The 15,851-nt window shown below is 30.6% G+C and carries 12 protein-coding genes; all 12 read left to right on the top strand.

What is annotated here, in order from left to right:
* Window positions 1–60 precede the first annotated feature (60 nt).
* The 12 genes from spoVG (at window position 61) to yabN (ending at window position 15,791) form a co-directional block, all read left to right on the top strand.
* Window positions 61–351 carry a septation regulator SpoVG gene (spoVG, locus tag KDK92_RS20235; RefSeq protein ID WP_250861215.1) on the top strand — a complete coding sequence of 97 codons (291 nt, stop codon included), beginning with the start codon at window positions 61–63 and terminating at the stop codon, window positions 349–351.
* Between the two features lie 458 nt (window positions 352–809).
* On the top strand, window positions 810–2,180 hold the full coding sequence (gene glmU, locus KDK92_RS20230; RefSeq protein ID WP_250861214.1) for a bifunctional UDP-N-acetylglucosamine diphosphorylase/glucosamine-1-phosphate N-acetyltransferase GlmU: 1,371 nt from the start codon (window positions 810–812) through the stop codon (window positions 2,178–2,180).
* 16 nt (window positions 2,181–2,196) lie between these two features.
* On the top strand, window positions 2,197–3,150 hold the full coding sequence (locus KDK92_RS20225; RefSeq protein WP_250861213.1) for a ribose-phosphate diphosphokinase: 954 nt from the start codon (window positions 2,197–2,199) through the stop codon (window positions 3,148–3,150).
* A 367-nt stretch (window positions 3,151–3,517) separates the two neighbouring features.
* Window positions 3,518–4,204, top strand: a complete 687-nt coding sequence (locus tag KDK92_RS20220; protein ID WP_250861519.1) for a response regulator transcription factor — start codon at window positions 3,518–3,520, stop codon at window positions 4,202–4,204.
* Window positions 4,205–5,644, top strand: a complete 1,440-nt coding sequence (locus KDK92_RS20215) for a sensor histidine kinase (RefSeq protein ID WP_250861212.1) — start codon at window positions 4,205–4,207, stop codon at window positions 5,642–5,644. It begins immediately after the preceding gene.
* A gap of 4 nt (window positions 5,645–5,648) precedes the next feature.
* A complete protein-coding gene (locus KDK92_RS20210) occupies window positions 5,649–6,752 on the top strand; it encodes a S1C family serine protease (protein WP_250861211.1) in 1,104 nt (367 codons plus the stop codon).
* 12 nt (window positions 6,753–6,764) lie between these two features.
* Window positions 6,765–7,334 carry an aminoacyl-tRNA hydrolase gene (gene pth / locus KDK92_RS20205; protein ID WP_250861210.1) on the top strand — a complete coding sequence of 190 codons (570 nt, stop codon included), beginning with the start codon at window positions 6,765–6,767 and terminating at the stop codon, window positions 7,332–7,334.
* A gap of 23 nt (window positions 7,335–7,357) precedes the next feature.
* Entirely contained in the window at window positions 7,358–10,864 is a 3,507-nt protein-coding gene (gene mfd / locus KDK92_RS20200; protein WP_250861518.1) for a transcription-repair coupling factor, read from the top strand.
* 85 nt (window positions 10,865–10,949) lie between these two features.
* A complete protein-coding gene (locus tag KDK92_RS20195) occupies window positions 10,950–11,954 on the top strand; it encodes a peptidylprolyl isomerase (RefSeq protein ID WP_250861209.1) in 1,005 nt (334 codons plus the stop codon).
* Window positions 11,955–12,094: 140 nt separating this feature from the next.
* On the top strand, window positions 12,095–12,640 hold the full coding sequence (gene spoVT, locus KDK92_RS20190) for a stage V sporulation protein T (protein ID WP_250861207.1): 546 nt from the start codon (window positions 12,095–12,097) through the stop codon (window positions 12,638–12,640).
* Between the two features lie 107 nt (window positions 12,641–12,747).
* Window positions 12,748–14,304 carry a putative polysaccharide biosynthesis protein gene (locus KDK92_RS20185; protein ID WP_250861206.1) on the top strand — a complete coding sequence of 519 codons (1,557 nt, stop codon included), beginning with the start codon at window positions 12,748–12,750 and terminating at the stop codon, window positions 14,302–14,304.
* Between the two features lie 38 nt (window positions 14,305–14,342).
* Window positions 14,343–15,791: a bifunctional methyltransferase/pyrophosphohydrolase YabN gene (yabN, locus tag KDK92_RS20180; RefSeq protein WP_250861205.1), complete on the top strand. Its 1,449-nt coding sequence runs from the start codon at window positions 14,343–14,345 to the stop codon at window positions 15,789–15,791.
* Window positions 15,792–15,851: the final 60 nt, after the last annotated feature.

The raw sequence follows: 15,851 nt of genomic DNA, 5'->3' as shown, positions 1-15,851 counted from the left end.
AATTTCACTCTATACATAGAATATAAAAGTTATGTATAGTTCTAGATGCGGAGGTGGCTTATGCAAATTACAGATGTTAGAATTAGAAAGATAACTGAAGAGGGAAAAATGAAGGCAATAGTGTCTATTACTTTTGATAACGAATTTGTAGTACATGATATTAAAGTTATTGAAGGTAAGAGTGGATTATTTATAGCTATGCCAAGTAGAAAAACACCAAGTGGGGAGTTTAAGGATATAACACATCCAATAAACACAGATACTAGACAAAAAATTCAAGATTCTATCTTGGAGGCATATCATAAGGCTAAAGATGAGCAAGAGCCAGGGGCTGTTGAGGTTGAAGCTTAAGGAGTGTGTGACTAAGGAGTGTATCATACTCCTTTTTTGCGTATTTATATTCTTTCAACCTTTTAATATAGATCCCCGTTTTAACGTGGAATAATGTTGATATAAAAAAACTATGTATACAAAAATGTATTAAAAGCCATGATTCTTATTTATAGAATGATGGCTTTATTTCTATTATGATATACAATTTAAATTTAATCTAAGAATAATCTAAGAATAATATATGAAAAATCACACTTAAATTTCAATTAAAAATGATTAAAAGGGTAGTATATTCCAAAAAGGCTATAATTATGGACAAATATATTGATAAAATTCGTGTAGTATAAATATATGAAATAAAACTTTATAAATAAAGGTTGAAATTAAAAATAGATTAAAATATAATATAATTGGTTTTTTAAAATTATCGCAAAAATGTAATAGTATATACTATTTGCGTAAATGGGGTGTTAAATTTGAATCATTGTGCTATAATATTAGCTGCAGGTAAGGGTACTAGGATGAAATCTGAGATTCATAAAGTTCTTCATAAAGTATGTGGAAAAGAAATGATAAACCACGTAGTTGACAATATAGAAAAAGCTGGAATAGATGATATACATGTTGTTGTTGGTAGTTTAGTAGAAGAGGTTAAAAAAGGTATTAAGAAATATGATGTAACTTATCATTTACAAGAAGAACAATTAGGAACTGGACATGCTGTTATGTGTGCTAGAAAAGCGCTTGAGGGTAAAGAGGGAACTGTTGTGATACTTGTAGGGGATGGGCCTATGATAACTGAGAGTATGTTAAAGGAACTTCTAGAATATCACAATGAACATGATTATAAAGCTACAGTTATAACGTCAGAATTCCATGAGCCTAGAAAATATGGAAGGATAGTTAGAGCTGAAAATAGAGATTTAGAAAAAATAGTTGAATTCAGAGATTGTACAGAAGATGAGAAGAAAATTAAAGAGATAAACTCAGGAATGTACTGTTTTGATATAAAAGTTCTTGTTGAGCATATTGATAAATTGAGTAATGATAATTCACAAAAAGAATATTATCTAACAGATATGATAGAAATTTTAAAAAGTGAAGGTTATAAGACTGGAGCATTTATTGTAGAAAACGAGCTTATAACGGCTGTTAATTCAAGAGAAGAGCTTGCTATTGCTGAAAAAATCATGAGAAATAGAATAAATAGGAAGCACTTTGAAAATGGAGTAACAATTATAAATCCAGATAACACTTATATTGGTGTTGATGTGGAGATAGGAAGAGATACAATAATATACCCAGGGGTAATACTTGAGGGTAACACTAAAATTGGTAATAACTGTATCATTTATTCGAATTGTAGAATAAAGGACAGTATTATAAAGAACAATATTACTATTGATAATTCAGTGATTTTAGATAGTAGTATTGAATCAAATACAACAATTGGACCATTTGCATACATTAGACCTGAATCGCATATTGGTGAGAACGTCAAGGTAGGAGATTTTGTTGAAATTAAAAAATCATCTATTGGAGACGGAACTAAAATTTCTCACTTAACATATGTGGGTGATGCTAAAGTAGGAAAAAAATGCAACTTTGGATGTGGTACAGTTGTTAGTAATTATGATGGTACAAAGAAACATATAACAGAAATTGGGGACAACGCATTCATAGGATGCAACACAAATTTAGTTTCACCTGTAAAGGTAGAAGATAACACATATATTGCTGCTGGATCTACCATAACAGATACTGTACCAGAAGGTGCGCTTGCTGTGGCTAGAGCTAGACAAGTAAATAAGGAAAATTGGGTTAATAATAAGGGGCTAAAAAAATAACTGAGGAGGTCCACCGATGCAACCAACAGGAAATATTAAGATTTTTACAGGGAACTCACACCCACAATTAGCAGAAGATATTGCTAAGATTTTAGGAGTTAAAGTAGGAGACTCTACTGTAGGTAAATTTAGTGATGGAGAGATATTTGTAGATACAAGGGAGACAGTTAGAGGAAGAGATGCATTTATAATTCAATCAACAAATGCTCCAGTAAATGATAATTTAATGGAACTTTTGATAAATATTGATGCATTTAAGAGAGCTTCTGCTGGAAGAATAACAGCTGTTATTCCGTACTATGGATACGCAAGACAGGACAGAAAAGCAAAGGCTAGAGATCCTATTACAGCAAAGCTTGTGGCTAATCTTTTAACAGCAGCTGGCGTTGATAGAGTACTTACAATGGATTTACATGCTGCTCAAATTCAAGGATATTTTGACATTCCTGTTGATAATTTAATGGGATCGCCTATATTAGCGAACTATTTCATTGAGCAAGGGTTCAAAGATAGGGACGATGTTGTTGTTGTATCACCAGACCTTGGAAGTGTAACTAGAAGTAGAAAGTTTGCGGATAGATTAAACGCAGAAATTGCTATTATAGATAAAAGAAGACCTAAAGCTAATGTTTGTGAAGTAATGAATATAATAGGTGATATTGAAGGTAAAACTTGTATCATGATTGATGATATGATAGACACAGCGGGTACTATTTGTAATGCAGCAGCAGCTTTAATTGAAAGAGGTGCTAAGGAAGTGTATGCCGGTTGTAGTCATGGAGTTTTATCTGGTCCAGCTATAGAAAGACTAGAAAATTCAGTAATCAAAGAAGTTGTTATGCTTGATACTATAGATTTAGCAGAAGATAAAATGATAGAAAAGTTTAAAACTTTATCTGTAGCTCCTATATTTGCTGAGGCAATAAAGAGAATACATGATCATGAATCTGTAAGTAAGTTATTTGGTTAATATAAAAATTGAAATTTTTTCAAATCTGACATCTATGTTTAATAGGTGTCAGATTTTTATTTTCTATTTTTATATTCCATTAAGTTAATGGGAGTGATTCATGTGGAAAATGAAGGAGTAAAATGGCAAAAATTCAGAACACCTGAGCGATGAAATTTTAAATAAGCGTTATTTCAATATGAAATTATAAATATTTTGTAACAAATAAGCAAAAAATGATTGATATGTCTATAATATTTTTCAAGGATATTATAGAATGGATATAAGGAATTCATTTGCTTCGTAACATATTATAATATTTAAAATTGAAGCAAATAGATTTTACGTGCTAAGTTATTGCGAATTATTTTGAGAGGAGTGTTTTATGATGGAAGGTATTAAGGCTAAGGTTTTAGTTGTTGATGATGATAGAAATATTTGTGAAATTGAGAAAATGTACTTAGAAAGTTCAGGATATGAGGTTGAGATTGCAAATGACGGTAAAGCTGCTATAGAGAAGTTTCAATCATATAAGCCTAACATTATTATTTTGGATGTAATGCTACCATATATTGATGGGATAGATGTTCTTAAGAACATAAGAAAAGAAAGTGAAGTTCCAGTAATAATGGTAACGGCTAAAGGGGATACTTTTGATAGAGTTTTAGGATTAGAATTAGGTGCTGATGATTATATGGTTAAACCTTTTGAGCCTAAAGAACTAGTAGCTAGGGTTAAAGCGGTTTTGAGAAGATTTAATGCTGATGCTACAAAGAGTGAAGTTATGATATTTAATGATTTAAAGATTGATGCTGACTCATTTACAGTGGTTTATCATGGAGAAGAATTAAAAATGCCACCAAAAGAATTCGAATTAGTATTTTATTTAGCAGCCAATAAAAATAAGGTTTTCACAAGAGAGCAGCTTCTTTGTGAAGTGTGGGGATATGATTATCCAGGAGATTCAAGAACTGTAGATGTTCATGTTAAAAGATTAAGAGAAAAACTTAAGGGTGGATCAAACTGGCAAATAGAGACTGTTTGGGGAGTAGGATATAAATTTGAGGTGAAGTAGATGGTAAAAAATGGCTTATTTACAAAAATGGCAATTGCATATACTGTTATAATTACCTTTAGTTTTATCGTTTTAGCTGCTTTTCTATCTTTTTGGTTCAAACATTATTATACTCAGCAAAGTCATCATAAAATAAAATCACAAGAAGAATTAATAAATGAAATTATGATAGATTATGTAACAAAGGAAATATCAGTTAATGAGATGAGTGATAGTTTGAGACTATTAGGGAAGTATCTTGACTCAGATATAATTTTAGTTGATAGTTCTGGAGTAGTTTTTGAAGTATCAAATCGAAATCATACAATATTTATGAGAACTAAACTATTTAATGATGAGGGCCAAAAAGACAAGAGTTTTAAGGAAATTAGTCAAAAAGAAAAAGAAAAGTTTTATAATGAAATGTATCATAATAAAGTGCAGGCACTTGAAATAGATTTAGTGGATAGTCAAGTAAATTATTTAGGTTCGGCAATAGTAGTTACTCCGATATCCAATATTACAGGTCCGTTAAAAAAAGTATATGAAATAATATGGATATCAGCAGTTTTAGTTGTTATATTTTCAACCATTGGAATATATATATTTTCGCAGAAAATTATAGTGTATCCTTTGTCGCAAATTAATTACGTTGCAAAAAAAATAACAAAAGGTGAAGTTGAAAAGAGAGTTGATATCATAAGTAATGATGAAATTGGAGAACTAGCAGTTTCTTTTAATACTATGGCAGATTCGTTGGAAAAAATTGATATAAATAGAAGGCAATTTATATCAAATGTTTCCCATGAAATACGAACACCAATTACTTCTATAAAAGGTTTTATAGGTGGTATATTAGATGGTATAATACCAGAAGAAAAGACGCATTATTATCTTTCTATGGCTTATGAAGAAACAAAGAGACTTACTCGATTAGTTAATGATTTGCTAGATTTATCTGCACTTGAAACAGGTAAATTTAATCAGGTTATTGACGAAATAGATATTAATGAGATTATTCGAATAACGGTGTTGAAATTAGAAAATAAGATAAATGAAAAAGCGCTTAATGTTGATGTTTCTTTTGATGGAGAGAAACTTATGGCTTTAGGTGATAGAGATAGAGTCATTCAAGTTTGTACTAATTTACTAGATAATGCTATTAAATATTCTAATCAGAATGGAAGTATAAGGGTAACCACGAAGGTTAAAGGTAAAAAGGTTAATGTATCATTCTTTAACACATGTGAGAATGTGATTGATGCTAAAGATTTAAAGAATATATGGCAGAGATTTTATAGAGTTGATAAAGCAAGAACATCTAGAGAGAGTAGTGGACTGGGGCTTTCAATTGTTCGAGGAATAATATCACAAATGGGTGAAGATATTTGGGTGGATAAGAAAGATGAGGGTGTTATGTTTACTTTTACATTAAAACGAGTTAAGAAATACTTGAGGTGAGAAAATGACCAAGAATAGAGGAAATATTGTCTTTAAAAAAAGTAAAAGGAATATTTATAAGAGAGGATTAGGAATAAGTTTGTTTGTTTTAACATCAATGATTATTGGGGTAACTTTATCATCATTGATGTTAAATGAAGAGATATCGGCAGATATCAATAGAGAAGATAAGGAACTTAATGCTAAAACTCAAGAAAAGAATATTGATACTTTGCTTGAGAGTACTATGCCCTCTATTGTGGCTGTATTATCTTTTGATGGAGAAATAAGCAATAATGATGTTACGATTGGTTCAGGAGTTATTTGTAATGAAAAAGGATATATATTGACAGTAAACCATATTGTATATGGGAGTGATAAGATACAGGTTAAATTAAATAATGGACAAATTTATGATGCAAGATTTGTAGGGTATGATAAATATAGTGATATAGCTATTCTTAAAATAAAAGAAAATGGGTTAAAAACTGCTAAATTTGCAAATAATAATAGTTTGAAGTTGGGTGAAAATACTTTATTAATAAGCAGTGATATTAGTGAGGAAAATTTAGGGGGCATATCTAGGGGGATAATAAACTCCATAAGTATGCAAAGTGATTATTTAGATGAAGAAATAGAAGAATCATTTAATAATGAAATCATATTTAGTGATGTTTTTTCAAGAAAAGGTAGTGACGGAGGAGTATTGATAAACTATAATGGTGAAGTAGTAGGTATTAATAATTTTAATCTTCGAGAAAAAATAGATGAAAATAAGTACTCTGTTGCGGTAAGCGTTGATAAAATAGCGGATACTATAGATCAAATAATGAGATATGGATTCATATCTAGACCTGCAATTGGAATATATGGTGGTAATGTTATTTCAACAAAAGGGTCAGAATCTATAGGAGTATATATACATGATATAAAGAAAGATAGTGGTGCTGATTACGCGGGACTTAGACCAACAGATGTAATTATGGAAGTGAATGATATCAAAGTAGGATCTATGGAGGAGCTAATTGATATTATAAGCAAATGTAATATAGGTGAATCGGTTATATGCAAAATAAAGAGAAATAATTCTATTGAAAGAGTAACTGTGAGATTAGGAAGACGGGATTGATGGAGGTAAGATATGTACTTAGTTGTTGGGCTTGGTAATCCAGGTGTTGAATATGAAAATACTCGCCATAACGTTGGCTTTAAAGTTATAGATAAATTAATTGATATGTATAAAATTAGTATGGACAGGAAAAAATTTAAAGGTATATGTGTTGATTTAAGAATTGGTAGTGAGAAAGTTATTCTACTTAAACCTCAAACATATATGAATTTAAGTGGAGAGAGTGTAGTTGAAGTTGTAAATTACTTTGATATTCCAAATGAAAATATAATTGTTTTACATGATGATGTAAGCATAGATGTTGGTAGACTGAGAATAAGAAAAAATGGTAGTTCCGGTGGACAAAATGGGATAAAAAACATTATTAAAATGTTGAACAGTGATGAGTTTAATAGAGTAAAAATAGGTGTGGGTAAAGCTCAACATGACATGATATCTCATGTTCTTGGGAAGTTTCCAACTGAAGAAGAAGAAGTAATGGAAAAAGTATATGATCAGGTGGTTAAATCTGTTGTATACATGATTGAAAACAATGTTGATAAGGCTATGAATGTATTTAATGGATATAACGCTTATAATTAATAATATCTTAGGAGGCGGTAGTGTTGAGATTAAAAGGGATCATTGATCCCCTTTTAAAAAAAGATAAATTCATATCTTTAATAGATAATATAAAAAAAGGGGAAACTCCTGTTGAAATAAGTGGAATAAGTGACTCTGCAAAAAGTTATGTGGTTAGTGCGATGCATAATGAGGTTAATAAACCTTTTTTGATTTTAAGTTATAGTGATATGGAAGCCAGAAATATATATGAGGATCTTCTTTTCCATTATGATAATGTAGAGTATTTTCCCAGTAAAGAAGTAGTTTTTTATAATATTGATGCTATTTCTGGAGATTTAAGATGGAGACGAATAAATGTTCTAAAGAATGTATTAAGTAAGAAAAATAATATTGTCGTTACCTCTATAGAAGCGGTAATGGGTAAATATACACCTATAGATACTTTTAAAAGATATATCAAAAAAGTATCTATAGGTGATATTGTAGATGCGCAAAAAACCTCTCTGTGGCTTATTGAAGCGGGTTATGAACGGGTAGTTACGGTAGAAAATAAAGGTCAATTCTCAATAAGAGGGGGTATAATTGATATATATCCACCTACTGAAGAATATCCATTTAGGATTGAACTATTTGATGATGAGATTGATTCAATTAGAACATTTAATACAAAAACACAAAGAAGTATAGAAAAGGTATTCACCTTCATGATGTATCCTGCAAAAGAGACTGTGATGCCTAAAGAGGCCTTAGCAAATGGAATTGCAAGAATAAAAGAAGATTTTGAGTCATATAAGAAGAAATTCAAAAAAAATAATGATGTTATGGAAAATATAAATGCAACTATAGGGAAGAATCTTGAAAGTCTACAGGAAAAGGGCAACTGCGATAATATTGAAAGTTATCTTTCTTACTTTTTTCAGGAGACTTCTGAAATCTATGATTACTTTGATGGATACAAGGTAATAGTAGATGATGTAAACAGATGTATGGGGAAATTAGAAAGTATATTTGTTGAATTTAATGAAAACTTTGAAACTTATTTTACTAGAGGTAGTATCCTCTCTAAACAGGGGGAGTTACTATATAGTTTGGATCATGTGAAAGAAGAGATTAAATATCGTTGTAAAGTAGTTTTTAATCCATTGAGTATTGAAAATAAATTTTTAGATATTAAGAAGAAATATAATTTAGAGCAAAGGACATTGCATCACTACCATGGGCAACTTGATTTGTTGATAGATGACCTGAAAAAAAAGAAGGCTAATGGATATTCAATAATAATATTATCTGGAACGAAATCAAGAGGAGAACGACTAATTGATATTCTTAAAGATAAAGGTATCGAGGCTGTTTATAAAGATGCAATTAAAGAATTAATTCAAGGACAGATTGTAGTAACCTATGGAAATCAGCTTAATGGTATGGAGTTTCCAGAATTATCATTGTGTATAATATCAGATAAAACCGTTTTTGGTGAATCTAAGAGAAAGGCAAAAAAGCACAGTAAAAAGGGTATGGGCAAGATAAAAAGTTTCACAGATTTGAAACTTGGAGATTATGTTGTTCATGTAAATCACGGTATTGGTGTATATAAAGGTATAAAGCAATTAGAGGTTAAAGGACACAAAAAAGATTATCTTATGATAACATATACAAATAGTGATCTGCTATATGTACCAGTAGAGCAGTTAGATATGATACAAAAGTACATTGGGGCAGAAGGAAAGAGTCCAAAAATTAATAAACTTGGAGGAAGTGAGTGGATAAAGGCCAAAAGGAAAGTTCGTAAATCTATAATGGATATTGCGGATGAACTTTTGAAATTATACGCATCTAGAAGTCTCATTAAGGGATACATATATAATGAGGATACACCATGGCAGAAACAATTTGAAGATGAATTTCCTTATGAAGAAACGGGAGATCAATTGGTAGCTATAGAAGATATCAAAAAGGATATGGAATCAGATAAACCAATGGATAGACTTCTTTGTGGTGATGTTGGATATGGGAAAACAGAAGTTGCTATTAGAGCGGCATTTAAAGCTGTTATGAATGGTAAGCAAGTGGCATTTTTGGTTCCAACAACAATACTTGCAAAGCAACATTATAATAATTTTATTCAGAGGTTTGCAGGATATCCAATCAATATTGATATGATTTGTAGATTTAGAACAGCAGCGCAACAAAAACAAACACTAACAGCCCTAAAAGAGGGGAATGTTGATATAATTATTGGAACTCATAAGTTGATTCAAAAGGATGTTCGTTTTAAAGATTTAGGTGTATTGATTGTTGATGAGGAACAGAGATTTGGTGTTACACATAAAGAAAAGATAAAGAATTTAAAGAAAAATATAGATGTGCTTACATTAACGGCAACACCAATTCCAAGGACCCTTCATATGTCCCTAAGTGGTATTAGAGATATAAGTGTTATAGAGACTCCTCCTGAGGATAGATATCCTATTCAAACGTATGTTGTTGAGTTCAATGAACAGCTTGTTAGAGATGCTATAATTAGAGAGATTGGACGAGGTGGTCAAGTATATTTTGTCTATAATAGGGTAGAGAGCATAAAAGAAATGACAGCATTTTTAAAGGACCTCATTCCAGAGGCTAAGATAGTTATTGCACATGGACAAATGACAGAAAGAGAATTAGAAAAAGTCATGATTGATTTCATGGAGAGAAAATATGATATATTGGTGAGTACAACAATTATCGAAACAGGAATTGATATTAAAAATGTTAATACTATGATAATATATGATGCTGATAAGATGGGACTATCTCAATTGTATCAATTAAGAGGAAGAGTTGGTAGATCAAATAAAATAGCATATTCCTATTTTACTTATAGGAAAGATAAGCTTCTAAGCGAAGTTGCTGAAAAGAGGCTAAAAGCAATTAAAGAATTCACGGAATTAGGTTCTGGATTTAAGATAGCAATGAGAGATCTAGAAATAAGAGGTGCAGGAAATCTTATGGGTTCGTCACAACATGGACACATGTCTGTGGTAGGATATGATTTATATTGTAGAATGCTAGAAGAGACTATTGCTAAGCTTAGAGGAGGTATTGAGGATGAGCCTATAGAGAGCGTTATAGATATAAAAATAGATGCATATATTCCAGAGAGTTATATCAAGGATGAAACTCAAAAAATTGAAATCTACAAAAAAATAGCTGCTATAGAAAATGAAGAAGATATGCAAGAAACAATAACTGAGCTCGAAGATCGATTTTCAAACATACCTAAGCCTGTATTCAATCTTATTAACATTTCTTCATTGAGATTCTTATGTAAATCTATTGGAGTAGTTGAATTGAAAGAGGTAAAAAATGAAATGCTATTTGAGTTTAAGAATAATAAATTTTTTACTCCTAAGGTCTTTACAAAGCTAATGGAGAAATATAAAAATAAAATTACGTTTAAGGTAAATAGTGATGCACCTACGATTGCATTTAAGTTTTCGCAAGACAATAAAAATAATATTTTTGAGGATTTGAAAGACTTTATTTTATATCTTAAAGATATAAATTAGTTATGAAAATTCGTTAATTTATGTTAAAATTATCTATAAGATAATAATTAAATTATATAAATAATGAAAGAACGGGGGAAGTATAGTGAGTAAAATAAAGAAATTGATGGCTACACTTATGATTGGTGCATTAGCGGTTACAAGTGTAGGTTGTAATTTAATAGAAAAAACACCGGAAGCAATAAGACGACAGGTTGTAGCAAAGGGAAAAGGCGTTAAGATTACGAGAGGTGAACTTGATGATGATTCTAGAACAAAGAACTTAATGAAACAGTTTGAAATGGCATATGGTGCAAATTATATGGAAAATGAAGAGGCAGTAAAAACTGTTATTGCATATAAGCAATCAATTTTGAACTATATAATTCAGAGTGAAGTTATTGAGAGTAAGGGTAAAGAGATAGGTGTAAAATTAACTGATAGTGAGATGGCTGAAGAAGTTGACAAGAGGTACAATGAGTATATGGAGACTGTTGGTGGAGAGGAAGAATTAAATAAGCTTCTAGAAAATGCTGATATGACTGAGGCGGAAGTAAAAGCAAGTTATGAAAAACAGATTCTTGAAAACAAGGTTTATGAAGAAGTTACTAAAGATGTGACTGTTGCTGAAGAGGAAATCAAAAAATCTTATGATTCAAATAAAGAGAGCTATACGGAAGAGCCTAATAAAGTAAAAATATCATATATGCTTGTTGACACTGAAGAAAAGGCTAGTGAAATTATTTCTAGATTAGATAATGGTGAGGCATTTAGTGATATTGCGAAAGAAGTTAGTTTAGACGAAAGTACTAAAGAAAATGGTGGAGATTTAGGTTATATAACTTATGATGATCCTAAATTAGGAAAGCAGATTATGACTGCAGCAAAAATATTAAAGGTTGGAGAAGTGAAAAGTTTAGAAGATACTAGAGGATTTAACATAATTAAGATTGAAGACAAGAAAGATTTCCCTATAAAGGAATTTGATGTTGTAAAAGAAGAAATCGAGAAAATGCTCGTTGATCAAGAAAAATATAATTTATGGCAGACAAAATTAAATGAATGGTTAGAAGAAAAAGATGTAAAAACATATAGCGAGAAGCTTATTTAATAGTTTTTTAGATTTAGTATATAAAGCTGTATTTACACATAAGTGTAAATACAGCTTTTTTTGTGTATAAAATTAGAAGTTAAGAAAGATAATATTAATACAAGTATATTTTATTAAGGAAATAAGGAGGCTAATAATTAATGAAAGCTACAGGTATTGTAAGAAGAATAGATGACTTAGGTAGAGTTGTAATTCCTAAGGAAATAAGAAGAACTTTAAGAATTAGAGAAGGAGACCCTTTAGAAATATTCACCGATAGAGAGGGTGGAGTAATTCTTAAGAAATATTCACCAATTGGAGAGTTGGGTGATTTCTCAAAAGAATATGCTGAGTCACTTAATCAAATAAGTGGGTACATGGTTGTAATTGCAGATAAAGATAATATAATATCTTTAAGCGGATGTTCCAAGAAAGAATATATGGATAAAAAGGTTAGTTCAGAATTGGAAAAAATCATGGAAGACAGAAAAGCTGTTGTGTTAGAAGAAAACAATATTATTCCTATATATGATGATGAAGAGTTTGAAGGTAAATATACTCATCAAGCAATAGGACCAATCCTTGCAGAAGGAGATGCAATAGGAACAGTAATAATAGCTTGTAGTGAAGCTGGAGCTGCTTTTGGTGATACAGAGAAAAAACTTGTTGAAACAGCTGCATCATTCCTAGGAAAACAAATGGAGTAATACATAAAAATTAGAGGTAGCTTTTGCTACCTCTAATTTTTTTAGTATAAAAATGCAAAATTCAAAATATCTATTTTAATAAGACAAAATTGTATTGAGGTGATATTTTGAATGATAATAGAATAAGAAAAAATAGTATGGTAAGTGGTGCTCTTATATTAGGAGTGTGTATGATCTTTGCTAGGTTTTTAGGGGTGTTTTTTAGGATTCCTTTACAGAACCTTATAAAAGATGAGGGAATGGGATATTATCAAATGTCATATCCTATATATATGACATTCGTTGCCATTGCATCAGGAATACCTATTGCGTTATCAAAGATGGTATCGGAATATAATGCTGAGGGGAAATTAGAACATATAAGAGTATGTGTAAGAAGTACATTGTACATAATGTTGGTTTTTGCAGCAAGCACTTCTTTAGTGCTGCTTCTGTTCTCAAAAAGAATTGTGTTATTATTTGGATGGCATGAAAAATCATACTATGCTTTTTTGATAACTGCCATAGCTCCAATATTTGTGGTTATTCTAGGGACTTTTAGAGGGTTTTTTCAAGGAATAAGAAATATGGCACCTTCAGGTGTTTCACAGATAATTGAGCAGTTAGGAAGAGTTATGCTAGGCGTTGGGATAGCATATATGTTGTTCCCTAAGGGAGTGGAATACTCAGCGGCTGGAGCGGTAATAGGAACTGTAATAGGGGCTGCAATAGCTGGTGTATATCTTTTGATAAAATACTATCAAGTGATAAAGGTATTTCCGAAAAGCAATATGAATAATCAGAAAAATATAATGAGAAAAATAATTAGTATAGCAATTCCAATATCTATAGTGACTACTATGGGGAGTTTGATGGTTTTATTTGATAATATGATTGTACCTAAAAGGCTGATTAATGCTGGATTTTCTAAGATGCAGATAACTATTATTTTTGGACAAACATACGGAAAGGCGGCTACTTTAAACAATGTCCCACTAGCATTATCAATGGCCATATGCGCATCTATTGTTCCGGTGATAGCTGAGGCTAAATTGAGAAATTTTGAGCTTTTTAAATCTAAAGTACAATTAGCAATTAAGCTAGCTATTGTTATAGCGTTACCTTCGGCTGCAGGGTTATACTTTATGGCATTTCCTATAATGGACATGGTTTTTGTGGGAAGTACAGGAGGATATGAGATATTAAAGTTATTCGCAATATCCTTGCCTTTTATAGTAATTTGTCAGGCTACTACATCCATTTTTAATGCAATAGGAAAGTACCATGTTCCAATCATAAATTTGGGAATAGGGTGTATAATAAAGGTAAGCTTGACGTATTTTTTAGTTGGAATACCATATGTAAATATCAAGGGGGCATTACTTGGGACTATATTTGGATATGCATTTGCTGGGATAATGAATATTATTTATATAAAAAGGAGATTAAAAGTAGAGATTAGTAATTATGAGATATTATTTAAACCCATAATAGCTACAATGATTATGATTATATCGGTTGTATTTGCTTATACTAATGTCTATAATTATACAAGAAGTAATACTTTTTCATGTATTACAGCAATCTTTATAGGGGCTTTATGCTATTCTATAATGGTATTTGGACTTAGAATATTTGACTTTGATGAGATTAAAATCAGATTTAATAGAAAAAGTAAGAGATAAAACTCAAAGCTATACATGAAATATTTAGGAGGAATAAAATGATTAAAATTATAGGATTAGGTCCTGGATCGGTTGATTCACTGACGCTGGGGACTGTTAATGAACTTAAGAATGGAAAGAATATATTTTTTAGAACTGAGAAACATCCGACGATTGACTACATAAAAGATTTAAACGTAGACTATAAAACTTTAGATCATTTTTACAATGAATTAGATTCTTTTGATGAGGTTTATGAAGCAATATCTAATGAGATAATCAAGGAATATGATAAATCAAAAGAGCTTATTTATGGAGTGCCGGGACATCCGTTGGTAGCAGAAAAAAGTGTTTCTTTGATTATTGAAAAATGTGAAGAAATGAATATAGATTACGAGATAGTACCAGCAGTGAGTTTTATAGATGCCATGATGGAATCCCTGAAAATTGATCCTATAAAGGGTATGAAAATATTAGATGCATTTGATATAGGTAATAGTGTTTTAGATAAGAGGGTTGGTATAGTTTTAACTCAAGTGTATGATAAGTATATTGCTTCAGATGTTAAGCTTAAATTAGCTGAATACTATGGAGATGATTATGAGGTATATTTTGTAAGAGCCGCTGGTGTAAAAGGGTTAGAGGTTATTAAAAAAATAAAAATTTACGAAATTGATAGAATGGAAGAGATAGATTACTTGACATCATTATATATTCCAAGCAAGGCTGAAATAATATATGATTTTAACGATCTAACAGAAATAATGGAAGAATTGAGAGGAGAAGATGGGTGTCAGTGGGATAGAAATCAAACACATGAATCTTTGAAAAAATATTTGATAGAAGAATGTTATGAAGTCATTGATGCCATAGATAAAGATGATATAGATAAAATTATAGAAGAGTTAGGCGATGTTCTGTTACAGGTTATTTTTCATGCCCAGATAGGGAAGGAAGAAGGATATTTTAATATAAATGATATTATTAAAGGTATTTGTGAAAAGATGGTGAGAAGGCATCCTCATATATTTAATAAAAAAGCTGATTTAACAGAAAGTGAAGTATTAACAAATTGGGAGAATATAAAGAAAGAGGAGAAAGGGTTCAGTAAACATAGTGAAGGTTTAGAAGATGTACCTAAAGTATTGCCATCATTGATGAGAGCAGAAAAGATTCAAAAAAAGGCTGCTAAGGTGGGCTTTGATTGGGAAAATATAAATCCTGCAATGGAAAAAGTTATAGAAGAATTAAATGAAATAAAAGATGTATATAAAACCAATAATAGGTCAAAAATATTAGATGAGATGGGAGATTTAATATTTGCTTGTGTTAATGTAAGTAGATTTTTAAATATCAATCCAGAGGAAGCATTAAATAGCACTTGTGATAAATTTATTAGGAGATTTTCTTATATAGAAGAACAAGCTAATAAAAAAGGTTTTAAGCTTGAAAGTATGAGTTTAGAAGAAATGGATATACTTTGGGAAGAGGCAAAAAATGAAGAATAATCATTATTTTTCAAAATACTATTTAGATTTAGTGCTTTTTATGATAAAATTTGATTATTA

It is taken from the genome of Oceanirhabdus seepicola (assembly GCF_023684385.1).
GTDB classification, from domain to species: Bacteria; Bacillota; Clostridia; order Clostridiales; family Clostridiaceae; genus Oceanirhabdus; species Oceanirhabdus seepicola.
The sequence above is the reverse complement of the archived record's forward strand: the minus strand, read 5'-3'. Positions and strand labels throughout refer to the sequence as shown.

Coding starts and splice junctions, on each gene's coding strand:
- spoVG (WP_250861215.1), top strand. CDS start 61: ATGCAAATTACAGATGTTAGAATTAGAAAGATAACTGAAGAGGGAAAA.
- KDK92_RS20225 (WP_250861213.1), top strand. CDS start 2,197: ATGCAACCAACAGGAAATATTAAGATTTTTACAGGGAACTCACACCCA.
- KDK92_RS20220 (WP_250861519.1), top strand. CDS start 3,518: ATGGAAGGTATTAAGGCTAAGGTTTTAGTTGTTGATGATGATAGAAAT.
- KDK92_RS20215 (WP_250861212.1), top strand. CDS start 4,205: ATGGTAAAAAATGGCTTATTTACAAAAATGGCAATTGCATATACTGTT.
- KDK92_RS20210 (WP_250861211.1), top strand. CDS start 5,649: ATGACCAAGAATAGAGGAAATATTGTCTTTAAAAAAAGTAAAAGGAAT.
- pth (WP_250861210.1), top strand. CDS start 6,765: ATGTACTTAGTTGTTGGGCTTGGTAATCCAGGTGTTGAATATGAAAAT.
- spoVT (WP_250861207.1), top strand. CDS start 12,095: ATGAAAGCTACAGGTATTGTAAGAAGAATAGATGACTTAGGTAGAGTT.
- yabN (WP_250861205.1), top strand. CDS start 14,343: ATGATTAAAATTATAGGATTAGGTCCTGGATCGGTTGATTCACTGACG.